The sequence below is a fragment of the Streptomyces sichuanensis genome (assembly GCF_020328095.1).
GTDB classification, from domain to species: domain Bacteria; phylum Actinomycetota; class Actinomycetes; order Streptomycetales; family Streptomycetaceae; genus Streptomyces; species Streptomyces cinnamoneus.
Genome location: NZ_JAIXMK010000007.1, coordinates 1 through 13,664 on the forward strand (window position 1 = coordinate 1; position 13,664 = coordinate 13,664).

Annotated in this window: 12 protein-coding genes and 1 tRNA gene; 5 read left to right on the top strand and 8 right to left on the bottom strand. The window is 69.1% G+C overall.

What is annotated here, in order from left to right; all coding sequences use genetic code 11:
- A partial coding sequence (locus tag LE181_RS04335; protein WP_225659692.1) for a phosphatase PAP2 family protein occupies nt 1–649 on the top strand: 649 nt, incomplete at its 5' end.
- A 521-nt stretch (nt 650–1,170) separates the two neighbouring features.
- On the opposite strand, the gene LE181_RS04340 is transcribed toward LE181_RS04335, so the two are convergent.
- The 6 genes from LE181_RS04340 to LE181_RS04370 all read right to left on the bottom strand — a co-directional run bounded on the left by LE181_RS04340 (nt 1,171) and on the right by LE181_RS04370 (nt 8,282).
- Nucleotides 1,171–1,551 carry a holin gene (locus tag LE181_RS04340; protein ID WP_225659694.1) on the bottom strand — a complete coding sequence of 127 codons (381 nt, stop codon included), beginning with the start codon at nt 1,549–1,551 and terminating at the stop codon, nt 1,171–1,173.
- A 68-nt stretch (nt 1,552–1,619) separates the two neighbouring features.
- Complete coding sequence (locus tag LE181_RS04345; RefSeq protein WP_225659696.1) at nt 1,620–2,579, bottom strand: glycoside hydrolase family 25 protein; 960 nt, start codon at nt 2,577–2,579, stop codon at nt 1,620–1,622.
- A gap of 973 nt (nt 2,580–3,552) precedes the next feature.
- On the bottom strand, nt 3,553–4,176 hold the full coding sequence (locus LE181_RS04350) for a hypothetical protein (RefSeq protein ID WP_225659698.1): 624 nt from the start codon (nt 4,174–4,176) through the stop codon (nt 3,553–3,555).
- A 1,073-nt stretch (nt 4,177–5,249) separates the two neighbouring features.
- Nucleotides 5,250–5,324: transfer RNA gene (locus LE181_RS04360), tRNA-Trp, on the bottom strand.
- 111 nt (nt 5,325–5,435) lie between these two features.
- Nucleotides 5,436–6,425: an ornithine cyclodeaminase family protein gene (locus LE181_RS04365; RefSeq protein ID WP_225659700.1), complete on the bottom strand. Its 990-nt coding sequence runs from the start codon at nt 6,423–6,425 to the stop codon at nt 5,436–5,438.
- Between the two features lie 348 nt (nt 6,426–6,773).
- Complete coding sequence (locus tag LE181_RS04370) at nt 6,774–8,282, bottom strand: IucA/IucC family protein (RefSeq protein ID WP_225659754.1); 1,509 nt, start codon at nt 8,280–8,282, stop codon at nt 6,774–6,776.
- A 49-nt stretch (nt 8,283–8,331) separates the two neighbouring features.
- On the opposite strand from LE181_RS04370, the gene LE181_RS04375 reads away from it, so the two are divergent.
- Nucleotides 8,332–9,861: an IucA/IucC family protein gene (locus LE181_RS04375; RefSeq protein WP_225659701.1), complete on the top strand. Its 1,530-nt coding sequence runs from the start codon at nt 8,332–8,334 to the stop codon at nt 9,859–9,861.
- A 152-nt stretch (nt 9,862–10,013) separates the two neighbouring features.
- Nucleotides 10,014–10,718 carry a Clp protease N-terminal domain-containing protein gene (locus LE181_RS04380; protein WP_225659703.1) on the top strand — a complete coding sequence of 235 codons (705 nt, stop codon included), beginning with the start codon at nt 10,014–10,016 and terminating at the stop codon, nt 10,716–10,718.
- A gap of 81 nt (nt 10,719–10,799) precedes the next feature.
- On the opposite strand, the gene LE181_RS04385 is transcribed toward LE181_RS04380, so the two are convergent.
- Entirely contained in the window at nt 10,800–11,273 is a 474-nt protein-coding gene (locus LE181_RS04385; RefSeq protein WP_225659705.1) for an SRPBCC family protein, read from the bottom strand.
- A 353-nt stretch (nt 11,274–11,626) separates the two neighbouring features.
- Here LE181_RS04385 and LE181_RS04390 point away from each other — a divergent pair, with 353 nt between their 5' ends.
- On the top strand, nt 11,627–12,376 hold the full coding sequence (locus LE181_RS04390) for a class I SAM-dependent methyltransferase (RefSeq protein WP_225659707.1): 750 nt from the start codon (nt 11,627–11,629) through the stop codon (nt 12,374–12,376).
- Nucleotides 12,377–12,433: 57 nt separating this feature from the next.
- Here the strand turns inward: LE181_RS04390 and LE181_RS04395 are convergent, their stop codons facing one another.
- The gene (locus LE181_RS04395) at nt 12,434–13,147 is read right to left on the bottom strand and encodes a TetR/AcrR family transcriptional regulator (protein WP_225659708.1); all 714 of its coding nucleotides are present in this window, start codon (nt 13,145–13,147) and stop codon (nt 12,434–12,436) included.
- A 96-nt stretch (nt 13,148–13,243) separates the two neighbouring features.
- Here LE181_RS04395 and LE181_RS04400 point away from each other — a divergent pair, with 96 nt between their 5' ends.
- Nucleotides 13,244–13,591 carry a darcynin family protein gene (locus LE181_RS04400; RefSeq protein WP_225659709.1) on the top strand — a complete coding sequence of 116 codons (348 nt, stop codon included), beginning with the start codon at nt 13,244–13,246 and terminating at the stop codon, nt 13,589–13,591.
- Nucleotides 13,592–13,664 lie beyond the last annotated feature (73 nt).

Genomic DNA, 13,664 nt, shown 5'->3' on the forward strand with positions numbered 1-13,664 from the left:
CCGCACGTTCCTGGTGATCGGCCTCCTCGGCCCGGCCATCTACATGATCTTCCCGGTGGTCGGACCGGTCTTCGCCTACGGCCCGGGCGCCTCCGGCACCGGTGGCGTGCAGTGGGCGGTGGTCAACCTGTGGCCTCACACGCCGCCGCCGGTCACTACCCCGCACCCGGTGCTGTACGACGGCATCACCCCCCGCAACTGCATGCCCAGCCTGCACACGGCCTGGGCCACCGCGATCTTCATCCACACCCGCAAGGGCTCACGGATGCTGCGCTACGCGGGGGCGTTCTGGCTGATCGCCACGCTCAGCGCAACCCTGGGCTTCGGCTACCACTATGGCGTGGATCTCGTCGCCGGTGTGGTGTTCGCGCTCACGGTCGAGACGGCTCTGCGCCTGCTCGACCGCGGCTGGGACCGGTCGGGAATGCTGCTGGTCGCCTACGGCACAGCGCTCTTCGCCGCGCTCTTGCTGTCGTATCGCTATCTGCCGATGGAGATGGCCGAGCACCCGTGGGTGTCCGGACCCCTTCTCATTCTGGCGATGGCCTCAGTGATCTACGGCTACGTACGGACCACCGGACGGTGGGAACCGAAGCCCCCGAAAGCCACACCGGTGCGGCAACCGGAACCGCAACCCGAACTGGTCTGAGAACGGCGATGGGGCTGCCGCGATGAACGCGGCAGCCCCATTTCGCATGATTCTGCGGGGCACAGAACGAGCGCCTGCGTCGTGCGGGGGCGGATCCGCATGATGTCCGATTGGACGATCCGGCCCTGATCGAATGGCGTGGCGGCGTTCCTAGTGTCTGGGCATGACGCAAGCTCAGACGATGGGCTGGTTCACAACGGGCCGGTCACTGTGCCGGATGACGTTGGCGCCGGCCGAGGGGGAGCGGCCCCACCCGAAGCTCAGGCCCTCGTGAGGCTTCCGCTGGCACCCGTCGCACACGCGGCTCTCAATACCTGCGACGTCCGTCCGCCGCCAGAGCGCAGGTGGGCGCGACTCCAGGACGCCTTGCTTCAGCCAACGCGAGAAGGACCGTGGCCGCTTGAGGCCAGGGCCCTCGCCAGCACGTCACGACCATGACGTATGCCGCCCCGGCAACCTGGGCCGCTCGTGCCGAGGGCGACGGGAGCCCGGCGGTAGTCGAACTTCAGCTGAGGATGGTCCTATACACGGGGCAGGATCTTTTCCCGCGCTTCCAGAAAGTTGTAACGAGACGTCGAGCCTGCCGTTGAGGGTGGCGAAGCCGGTGTCGACCGCCCCGCGGAGCCGCTCCAGCTCGACGACGACACCGGCTTGATCCGGCAGGGGCACCGGCGTGCCACCGTCTCCGTGATCCCCGGCCCGTGAGTGCCGCCAGAGGTGGCGATCGCAGCCAGCAGAGCGAGGACGGTGGCGAGGCTGGCGGTCGAGAGCGCGCCAGCCCAGTCGGCGTCACGGACACCGGTGGCGTTGGCGCCGAGGACGCCGAGGACACCGAGGAGCGCCTGAGCGAAGGTGCGGAGCATGCGCTCGAAGGGGGCTGTCCAGAAGGCTGTGGTGGTCATGCTGGCTCCAAATAGACGGTGCCGCTGGCGGGGCCAGCGGCACGGTGGGAAGGAGTGGGCGGGGCTGCTCAGGCGACCTGGCGGCCGGTGAGGTAGCCGGCAAGCGGTGCAGTCGACCGGATGCGGACCTTGTCGACGTTGGCACTGGCCGGGAGGGCCAGGACGTACTTGCTGCCGGCCACCGTCACCGGAACGGGCTCAGCGGGCGCGTCCCAGGTACCGCCCTCGTGGTGGAAGGTGATGGTGACCTGGGCATCGGTTGCCTGCGCGGCCAGGACGAGCCAGAGGGGGCCGTTGCGGGCGCCGCCCTGCGGGGAGGTCAGCGTCCCTGCGGGCTCGACGGGCACGTCGATGGCCTGATTGGCCGGGATGGGCGGCAGGTAGGCGAGCATGTCGTCCTCCGTGTAGCGGGCGGCAGGAGCAGGTGGTGTGGGCGGCGTGGGCTGGAATGACAGGGCCCAGTCCCTCAGCGCTGTCCGGCTGCTGAGGTGGCAGTAGTCGCGGTCGACGCCCCCCGACTCGGAATACTGGTGGAAGAGCCAGTTCGCCTGGATGCCGGGATCGCCTGCGACGCGGCCGGCCGTGGCGATCCACAGGAAGTCCGCGTAGTACGACGTCGTGTCGACGTTTCGCCAGTAGTCGAGGTTCGCGTACATGCCGACCGGGTTGTACGGCATCCGGCGTTTTACGTAGCGGAGCCATTCCTCCTTGTAGGCGGCCTGGGTCCTGCGGGGCACGTCCCGGTTGGCGGGGTCGTAGCCCTCCCAGTCGAGGACGATGACATCTCCCGGCTTCCAGGCCGCTTGGGTGAGGAAGTAGTCGGCTTCCTCGCGAGGAGCGTTGGCCATGTGGGGGTAGTGGTAGGCGCCCCACACCAGTCCATGGGCCTTGGCGTGGTCCCGCTGGCTCACCCATTTCGGGTTGATGTAGGAGAGCCCTTCGGTGATCTTGACGAAGGCGAAACTGAGCCCCGTGGTGTCGGGGGTCGATGACTGGTACGAGGCCCAGTCCTGACCGTAGATGCCCATTGATCAGAGCCCCTTTGCAGTGAGCCACGTGTGGAAGGAGATGGCGAGCGCGTGGTCGACTCGGTCAGTGTCGAGACAGCGTCGTACAACGGTTCGCATCCGACAAGCGTTGCGGCAGCGCCGGCTGGGGAAGCGCGCGGAGGTGGCCAGCGGCTGAGCCAGTAGACGCGCATGCTGGGCGCGAAGTCCTGGCTGTAGGCGGCCAGGGCGTTGCCAGAGGACTGGGCTCCTTGGACTTCGGCGTAGTCGGTGGTGCCGTTCATCGCGACGATCGTGGAGACACGCTGCCCGCACAGCACGCTGTTGGTGGCATCAGCACCGACGGCAGCTCCAGGGAGGGCGGAGCCGTTGAGGGTGATGCGGCAGCGCCGGTAGCCGGTTGCGTTGCTGTTCCAGCTGGCGGTTGCCGATGACGAGGTAGGCGCCAGCGGCGGTGGCGGTGAGTAGTCGTTGAGGGCTTTGACCTGCGCGTTCCACAGGGCGTCGGTGATGAACTGGCCGGGAGTGACCGAAGCTGACTTCGGAACCGTGCGGGGCATGGCCCCAGTGGCTCGCAACTTGGGCCGGGGGCACTGGCTCGTCGGTTTTGGCCGCCGGCTCGACGGCTGGACTCCAGCCGTCGAGGATGGTCGGATGGCCGGTCGTCTCACTTTCCGCTGGCGCACACGGCTCTCCCGGCGCGGTGTCACGGGAAAGCCCCCGAGTCAGCAGGCACGGGGGCTGAAAGGTTGAAGGGGCGGTGGGTTGGACCGGCGGCCTATGTGGGGCGCGAGCCGTGGTCTCTATCGGACGGGGCTGGCATCACAGGCTCGGGGTTCTCGGTCTCTAAGTCCTGCTCCACGTGCTCACTGTCGCTCCCGGGCACTCGCCGGAACAGCCCGAGCCGAGGAGCTCGGACTGCCGATCAGCGAGCACCAGCGGGAGACGCACCTACTTTGCGCTGGTCCGTCCGGGACCGTCACCGACCACCTACTCACCCGGCTGTCGCCAGCGGGCTGACGAACGGGTCAATATAGGGGGAGCTTCCGTAGTTGCCCCACGTGATCGCTACCTTGCTGCCGGGCCAGGGCACGTTATGGAAGATCGCCCACAGGGTGAACTCACGGCCAGGGCCGAGCGTTGCTACCCAGTTCGGGTTCTGGCTGCAAAGGGTCGATTCGGCACTGACGGTGCCGTTGTTACCGCTGCCCCCAACCATGTGCTCCTGGACATACCCGGCAGTCGGCCAGCCGCCGTAGCAGCCAAAGTAGAGAACCGTGTCACCGTCGTTATGGTAGGTGACCCCGACTCTCCAGTAGAGTGGGACTCCCGACGTGTACGGGTAGACGTAAGTCGAGGTCCAGGTGACCTCAAGGGGCCCGCCCGGAATTGAGCCGCCGGGGCCGCCGGGGTTGCCTTTATAGATTTGCTGATAGGTGTAATAGGAACCGGCCTTGGTGCATCCGGTACCGTTGGGCTGACACACGCTGGTAGGCATGCCAAGGCGGCCCTGGGTCGTCGCTGAAGCCGGTACGATGCCCATAGTGGCGCCGAGAACCAGGGCGACTGTCATGGGGATGCACTTGCGAAGACGTGCGGCCTGCGCGCAGACGTTCATGATGGCTCCGTCCCACCCCCCGGTCGCATGCAGGCGTTACCGTTGAGGGGTCGGGTGAGTTGTCTCGCCGTGCCGGATGACGTTTGTGGTCTGTGGTGGCGTCTCATCAGCGTGACGTGCCAGAGTGTTGTGGGCCACTGCTCAATCCACGGTAGGGCCGGCGTGCGGGGGCGGCAACTCAGCCTATCCGGCCCCTGGCACTGTGTATGGACGTTTCAACATCCTGTCCCGGCGCGAACGGACTGCCCTTACTCGTCGGAGTCTCTGCAGCCAACGCCCACGACGGCTTCGAGCTGAAGCCGATAGTGGTCAATTTCCACATTGGACACGAACTCCATAGCGACCACTACAGGCTTGCGGCTCCACGCTGACAAAGCTGATATCGGTGAAGTTGACCCTCCAGCGGGTCTGCGGCCTGATGCTCGACAAGACCCATGGTGGGCGATACCTGTCGCACGCCGAGAACCCGCCCGATAAAACGGTGGGATTTCGCTGGCCCCGAGCCGGGCTTGCGTGACCGCGCGGATCTGCGGTGCACGATTACCTACTGGGCGGACGATTCCGACATCTATGGCTAACGCCGCCTCCTGCGGCGCCAGTTTGAGGATGCGTTTGTAGCACCAGCGAGTTGCAGTGCGCGTCAAAGAAAGAATCAGAACTTAATGAGAGGAGTGGGTGGATTTTACGCTGGTAGTCATCCCGTGTGCGTTCGCAATGCCAGTGAGGCGGCTGACATATCTCAAGGCTCAATCGACCAAGGGGCGATCACTGGGGACGGCTGACTCCTCCACGAAAACCTTCCCGCGTACCCAGCCGGGCGGCCAGTGCTGCTTGTGGGCGTCAACGAGGCCCTCATGCCAGCGCACTTGACAGGTGGTTAGCCCGTCCGCTCTCGGACGCTTTCTGTGATGCTCGCCATGCAGTGACGATAGGGCTCAGGGAGCCCAGCCGTGTTCCCACGGTGTTCCCAAATGCGGAGGGCGAGAAAAACGGCGGGGCTGCCACAAGTGATGTGGCAGCCCCGCGTTGCATATTTCCGCTTGTCAGAGGCAGTTTGCCTGACTGACCGTCAGCAGGGGTGACAGGATTTGAACCTGCGACTAGCGGGTTTGGAGTCCGCTGCTCTGGCCGGGCTGAGCTACACCCCTTCGGTGATGACAAGATCAGCTTGCCATGACCGGGGCCGTCACGTCCATGGGATTTCCGCAACGGCTCTTCTGCCTCACGCATGACGCGAGCGTACGGGGCCGTGCACCCGGTCACCGCAACGTGATGTCCTCGCCGACCGTCCGCTCGCGGGCGGCGGCGACGACCAGGGCCGCGGCCGCGGCGTCCTGGACGGCCACGCCGACCGACTTGTAGAGGGTGATCTGCCCGGGTGAGGTGCGGCCGGGCTTCGTGCCGGAGATGAGTTCGCCCAGTTCGGCGTGCACGTGGTCGGCCGTGATGAGGCCGTCGCGGATCGGGATGAGCAGGTCGTTGCTGCCGGCGGGGAAGGGGGCGAGCGCGGCCTGCCGCGACTCGACGCAGACCAGGGCCTGGGCGACGGTGGCGTCGTCGATCTCGCGGCCGTCCGGGTTGTAGCCGACCGAAGTGACGTGCACTCCGGGGGTGAGCCAGGGGCGGCGGATGACGGGTTCGAGGCAGTGGGTGGTCGCGGCGGCGATGTCCGCGCCGTCGAGCGCCGCGGCGTACGTGGGGGCCGCCCGTACGTCCGCCTCCAGGGCCTCGGACAGTTCCCCGGCGAGGGCGGCGGCCTTGGCCGGGTCCCGGCCGGCCACACGGATCTGCCGGATCGGCCGGACCCGGCTGATCGCGTGGGCGTGGGAGCGGGCCTGTGCGCCCGTGCCCAGGACCGCCAACACGGTGGAGTTTTCGCGAGCCAGCAGCCGCGCGGACAGCGCCGAGCAGGCGGCGGTCCTCGCGGCAGTGATGGCCGTACCGTCCAGCAGTGCCGTGGGCTCGCCGGTGTCCGGGTCGAACACCATGATGACGGCCTGGTGGGTCGGCAACGGCGTCCCGGCGTTCTGCGGGAAGAGGGACACCAGCTTGCTCATGAGCACCGCGGCCGAGGGCACATAGCCGGGCATGGCGGCCAGGAGGCCCTCCCGCTCGGGCACGAGCGCGGCGACGCGGTCGGGTGCCGAGGCGCGGTCCGCGCTCAGGTCGGCCATCGCGACGGCCAGGGCATCGATCAGCGCGTCCGTTTCCAGGAGGCCCTCGACCTGCGAGCGTCCGAGCACCAGCATCCGCCACATCCTTCCGGGACGACTGTGTGAAGCTTCGCTCCTGTGGCCTCAGTCTCCCGGCCGCGACACACCGCCCCTCTTGGCACGTCCATTGGCACATTCGTACACGATGCGGAGGATCAACGGGAGTTCGGGGCGGACACCGTGAACTCCGGCAGGTCCAGGGCGCCGTCCTCGTCAGTGTCGGCGAGGTCGAACCCCCGCGTCGAGACCCCCGAGGAGGTCCGCGACCGGGTCCTGACGAGCCGGCCGGCTGACGCGCCGGTACGTGCCACGGCACGCCGACGCCGCAGGGCGGCCCGCCCCCCGGGAAGGGACCGCCCCAGCCGGAGCCGTTTCGCCGGGTAGTCAGCACAGCAGGGCCGGGTTGGGCAGCAGCGCCCATTGGTCACCTCCCGGAGCCAGCCGCATCCAGGTGAGCGCCTTCACCGGCAGTCGCTCCGTCATGAGGGCCCGTAGGTCGGGGGTCGGGGCCAGGCCCTGGGTGGCTGCCCGGAGGATCGCGCCCAGGGCCGGGGCGTCTCCGGCCAGGGGGCCCAGTGCGCCCGTCACCAGGCAGCCGAAGACCTTGCGGCGGAGACTGGTGGGATCGTCGTTGAGCAGCCGCCCGGTCAGCGGTGGCGGCGGGAGCCCGTGCCGGGCCAGCCGGACGGGGCTGATGCGGATGTCGGCGAGGTCGCGGTAGACCAGTCGCCGGGCCCGGCCCTCCTCGTCGAGGACGGCGAGGAGGTTTTGACCGTGTGCCTCCAGGGCCACCCCCAGGTCGAGCAGGTCCAGGCACACCCCCACGGCCAGGTGCGCGAACTCGATGACCCGCTTCTGGCGCTCACCGGGCGTCAGCGGCGCGAAGTACGCGGGCAGTTCCGCCACCGGCACCACCTGCTCCCTCGTCCCGGCGTACACGTACGGAGACTCCCGTATCACCGCCGCCAGATCCGGTATGCCCGCACCCGCCGCCGCCAGGGTCCGGGCGATGTGCAGCCGGCCGCCGAGGCGTTCGGCGACACGTTCGACGACGTCGGAGGTGATCAGGGCGTTCACCACCGAATAGGCGGAGATGTCCCGCACCGCAGAGGTGAGCTGCGTACTCAATGCGGTCTTGACGTGCACGTTCCGGCCGAGGTCGAGCGTCCGCAGGGACAGCAGCGGATGGGCCTCCGGCCCGGGCAGCAGGGCCCGGCCGGTCAGGGTGTGCTCGGCCTGCCAGGGGTGCACCGGGATCAGCGTGAGCCGGCCGTCGCGCAGCTCGGCCGGCCACGGTCCGCGCACCGCGGCCCCGGCCACCGGCGCGAGTCGCAGTCCCACCACCGGCCGGTGCTCCGGCGCGTACGCCAGCTGGTCCGCGGCCGAGAAGCCGGGGCGGGAACGGCAGGTGGGGTGGTAGGGATGTCCGTCCGGCGACCGCTGCTCCCACTCCCACGGTGCCACCGGCGGACCCGTGGGACGAGGGGCGGTGCGGGAGAGCGCCATGGAGGCGGCGCTGTGGTCGAGCTCGGCGGCGAAGCGCTCGCCGCCGGGCACAGCGAGGGCCGTCAGCAACCGGGCCGGATGGTCGAACGGGCGGCCGTCCAGCTCGACGCAGGCGACCGACGTCCCCGTTGCCCAGGGATCCGACGGCGGACCGTGCAGGTACCGCCCGTCCGCCAGCCGCAACCGAACGCCGTCAGGCCCGGCGACGCGGCTGACGACCCAGGGCAACGGCTCGTGAACGAGCCCCCGCCACAGCCGCGCCAGCACTGCGGCCCGCGCCCCGGGCAGGCCGGCACGGTAGACGTCCACCAACTCCGGGCGAAACGCATCCAATTGCTCTGCCAGCTTCCGCCCGGCGGCGGTATCGCACACACGATCCCCCTCCATATGCCAGGACGTTCCACGCACACTCATGCCCGATACATACTGATGCCCGATGCATGACTTCGCCCGAGTAGCCGAGCAACTGTCCATAACGCCTCTGCTCAACTGTCTGCTCCGCGAGGCGGCCGAACCGGTCCGGACCCCGCCCGCCGACCACGCCGTCCACCGCCTGCGCGCCAGTGGCCTGCTGCTTCGCGTACGCACGGGCCACCGGCCCTCCTCGCCCGAACTGTGGACCGGTGCGGACTGGCACCCACTGCATCACGCCGACCTCGTCGACCTCACCGCCCAGGAGATGCGCGCCCGCACCGCACGTTCCAACCCCGCCCTGGTCGCCGAGATGACCGCCAGCCGCGAGGCCCTGGAGGCCATCCTCACCACCCGGGCCCGCGCCACCCCGCCCCATGACCGGTGGCTGCGCTCCGAACAGGCCCTCGTCATGGGCCACCCCTTCCACCCGGCCCCCAAGGCCCGCAGCGGCGGCGGCCCGCCCGCCGCCTGGCTGCGCTACGCCCCCGAGGCGTACGCCCGCTTCCCGCTGCTCCTGCTCGGCGTCCGGGAAGACACAGTGATCGACGACGGAGACACCCGTGCCCTCGACGCCCTGGGCCAGGCCCCGCCCGGCTACCGTCTGCTGCCCGCCCACCCCTGGCAGTTCGCCCTCACCCACCACCTGCCGGCCGTGCGCACCGCCTTCGCCGAAGGCCGGCTCGTCCGGCTGGGCACCACACCCTGGCAGGCCCGGGCGACGTCCTCGGTACGTACGGTCCACATCTCCGGGAACCCCGAGCGCCCTGGATCGGCCGACCTCTTCCTGAAGTTCAGCCTGGAGGTGCAGATCACCAACGACGTCCGGCGGATGCGGCGGCACGAACTGCGCCAGGGGCGCCGCACCGACCCGCTGGTCACCGCTGCCTTCGCAGCCATGGAAGGGCCCGCGGCCTGGTTGAGCGAACCGGGGTACCGCACGGCTCACGGTCTTGAGGAGACCTTCCCGGTCCTGGTCCGCGACGGCCTGGACGGCCACCTGCTGCCGGCTACCACCGCGGTGCTGGCCGCCGCGCTCACCGAGGGCTTCGACGGGAACCCCCTCGATCGTCCCATCGACCCTCTGCGCTGGTGGTCGGCCTACCTGGGCAACGTCGTCCCGCCCGTGCTGGAGGCGTACGTCCGGCACGGCGTGGCGGTCGAGTGCCACCTGCAGAACACCCTGATCGCCGTGGACATGGATGACCTACCCGTTCAGGCCGTCTTCCGTGACACCGAGGGCGCCAAAGCCATCCCCGAGATGCCGCGCGAGGCGGCCTGGCAGCGCCTGGTCTACTGCCTCGTCGTCAACAACCTCAGCGAGATCGCCGACGCCCTCGCCCACCGTTTTCCCGGGGCTGCGGGCGCACTCTGGCCGGCCGCGCGGGCGGAGTTCGAGCGGTACGACAAAGAACGCGGATTGCCCGAGACCGCCGCCCTCCTCGCCGCGTCCACCGTCCCGGGCAAGGCCAACCTCCTCTCCCGCTGGATCGGCGCGGACGGCACGGCACCCCGCTACCTGCCCGTCCCCAATCCGCTGGCCGCGCACCGATGAACCCGGTCGAGGAAGGCGGGCGGCCCGGCCCTCGCCCTCCTCGACGTGCGCTGTGCGGCCTGCAACCGGTTGAGGGAGTTGCTGTCCGGCACCCGACTCGTAGTCGTCAACTACTACTTGACGCTGAATAGTCGTCAACTTAAAGTTGACGCATGAGCCCACTCGACATCAGTCTCGCCGACCTGATCGCCAAGCTCGACGAGGAACTTCCCGAAGCCAGCGAACTCGCCCGCATCAGTGAGGCGCGACTTCGCGCCCAGACGCTGTCCGACCTCGGTGACCAGCTCATCGACCACTACGTCGGCAAGGCCAAGCAGAACGGCGCGTCCTGGACCCAGATCGGTGACGCCATCGGAGTGTCCAAACAGGCCGCCCAGCAACGCCACGCGCCCTCCGCGTTCGAGCGGTTCACCGAGCTGAACCGGCACAGCATCGTGCTGGCCCAGGAGGCCGCCCGAACGCACAAGCACGACTTCATCGGTACCGAACACATGCTGCTCGGCCTGCTCGGCGAACCGCGGGGCCTGGCGTACGAGGTGCTGGTGGCGAAAGCCGAGTCGGAGCAACGCATCCGCAACGCGATCGAGGAAGCGATGCCGCCGGCCGGGGAGAAGGCGCTGCGGGGCCACATCGCCTTCCGGCCGGAGAGCAAGGAGGCCATTGAGCAGGCACGCCGCGTGTCGGCCGACCTCGGCCACGACTGGGTCGGCACGGAACACACGCTGCTGGGCCTGATCCGCGCCGAGGAGAGCCCGGCCGCGCAGATCCTGCGCAGCCTCGGCTTCACGTCGGACGAGCTGCACGAGACGGTCAAGACCGAGACCGCCACACGGCGCGCCGTGCGTGACGAGCAGTAACAAAACGATCAGTCGCCCATCCGGCACGGGGCGGTGCGCTCGTGCCGCCCCCCGGATGGCTCATCTGGTCGACGACGTCACCTACCCGGAGACAAGGTCGGCCAGGTGGTGCAGCGAGTTGGTGAGATGCTCAGGGCCGAACGGCGGGAACTGCAGATACTCCCGGATGGACTGCGGCACCGCCGACCAGTCGTAGGTGAGCGTGACCTCGGTCTCGGACGGACCGAGCGGCGCCAGGTCGTAACGCCAGATCCAGCCGCCGAACTCCAGACGCCCATCGCCCTTGTCCTGCCCCGTCAGCCAGCCGATGGCGCGCGGCGGGTCGAACACCTGGACCTTGTTGGCCACCTGGTAGTCACCGTTCGGATGGTTGGGGTGATACATGTTCATCCGAAAAACCTGCCCCACCTCGGTCAGCGGCGCCCGGTCGACGGCTTCCTGGACCCAGCCGGTGCCGTCGATCGCAGAATGGGCCGTCGGGTCCGCCAGCACCGCGAACACCCTCACGGCGGGCACGGCGACAGCCAGGGTGGCGCTCACGTTCTCCTGGTCCACGGTGTGCACGCTCCCTGTCGTCTCATCTCGTCCCTTCCGCAGGCGGGAACGGGGGACGTTCTCGGTCGTGCGAGCGGGAGCCGCGCCGTGGCCGCCGGTGGCGGGCTTGCAAGGTCAAGTCTCGGGGGCCGGGAGGCTGTCCCGCTGGTACGCAACCTGCGACACGCCACCGCGACAGCTCGACACGGCCGGCGGCCGCGCTCGTATGCAGTGTCCGCGACACGGATCTGCCGGTGCACGGCCTGAGCATCGCGCACGGCTACGTTGTGGTTGTTGTCCGAGGCGGGCCTCCGGGCTGGGTGCAGTGCGCCGTGATACCCGCCGATGCCGGAGGAGGCTCCAGGGAGACGGCCATGGACCCCAGCGACCACCGGGCGCAGGCCCTGTCCTTCGGCGTCGCCGCGGCCGCCTACCAGCGCGGGCGCCCGCCCTATCCGGCTGAGGCGATCGACTGGATGGTCCCGGCAACCACCCGGCGTGTCCTCGACCTCGGTGCCGGCACGGGCAAACTGACCCGCCAACTCCACGAACGCGGGCTGGAGACCATCGCGGTCGAGCCCGACGGGCAGATGCGCGCAGAACTCACCCGCCGGCTTCCCGACGTCCTCGCGCTACCCGGTTCCGCCGAGGCCGTTCCCCTGCCCGACGGCAGTGTGAACACCGTGGTCGCCGCGCAGGTTTGGCACTGGGTGGACACCGAACGGGCCCTGCCCGAAATCGCCCGTACGCTGACTCCGCACGGTACGTTGAGCGTCGTGTGGAACACCCCCGACGAGCGCGAGGACTGGGTTTCCGGCCTCGACCGGATTCTGCACCCACGCGGCACACCACGGACTTCCAGCGCCGGTGTCGGCATCGACGCCATTCAGCCGCCCTTCGCACCTCCTCAGTACCGCACCGTCGAATGGCGCCACTGCCTCACCCGCGCCGAGCTCCTCGACCTGGTCACCTCCGGCAGCTCCGTCATCGCCCTCCCTCCCGCCGATCGCACAGCGCTCCTCTCCGAAGTCCGTGCCTTCTGCGACACCCATCCCGCGCTGGCCGGTACCGACCGGATCACCATGCCGTACGTCACCCACTGCTACCGCACCCACCTCCGCTAGGCGGTGTCCGCCGGCGATGCCGAGGACGCGGCGGCCGGTCCGGTGTCCCGGGGGCAGCTAACGTTCGCCCAAAGCGGCCAAAGTCTCGCGCAGGGTGTGTTCGAAGAGCGGTTCGGGGTCGGTGAGGGCGAAGTCGAGGTGGCCGAAGACTTCCACGGCCACGGCTCCGTACAGGCGGGCCCAGCAGGAGACGAAGACGTAGATGATCTCCAGGGGGACGGGCTCGCCCGCGAGGTGCTCGCGCACCTCCTCCAACTGGACCAGCCATGAAGGATCCAGGCCGGTGGGCGGCCGGATGCCGCCGCGGCGCCACAGTTCGACCATCAGGTCGAGGAGGACGGCACCGAAGCGCCAGCTGGGGTCGTGCGCGGCCGAACCCGGCGCGGTGTCGGCGTCGGTGACCGGTTTGGCGAACAGCAGCCCGAATTCGCGGGGGTGGGCCAGGGCCCAGCGGCGCAGTTCCCGGCACACCTCCCGCAGGCGCCGGCCCGGCTCGTCGGCGGGATGGCGTGCGCGCGCCTCGGTCAGCGTGACGGTCAGCTCGTCGTAAAGGTGCGAGGTCAGTGCCTGGACGAGGTCGCGATGGCTGGCGTAGTAGCGGTAGAGGGCGGGTGCGGTCATGCCCATTTCACGGGCGATCGCCCGTAGCGTGACGGCGGACGGCCCGTCCTCGACCAGGAGCCGGCGGCCGGTGCGCAGGATCTCGGCCAGTGCCTCTTCGCGGACCCGGTGACGCCGGCCGGTGGCGCTGGTTCCCGATGTGCTCGGCATGACCGCACACCCACCTTCCCTTGACAAAGTTAACGCCTATAACTTTAGCTGGCGCCGAAAGTTAACGGTGTTAGCAAATCTCTTCGGGGGATCCTCATGACGTACGGCATCGTCCTGACGTACACGGTCACGCCGCGCTGGCTGGCGCTCTCGCGCCAGCAGCGCAACGCGATGCGCGCCCAGTACTTGGAGCCGGTCTTCGCCGCCTACGCGGACCGGGTCAGCGCCCGCTTCTTCGATGCCGAGGCATTCCATGGACGCGTCTCGGACTTCGCCGTGCTGGAGACGCAGGATCTGGGGGCCTACTACTTCCTCATCGAAGCCCTGCGCGACACCCCGGTCGTCGCCGGGGGCTACCTGACCTTCGACGACGTCTTCCTGGGCGTCGAGGACGGCTTCCATGCCTACGAGCAGGCCATGACGGCCAGGCACGCACCCCGGTGACCGCGAGGAACGGGGCGCCCCTACGCGTCGCGGCGCTCGAAGCGGTCGTGACACCGACCGCCGGCGACGGGCT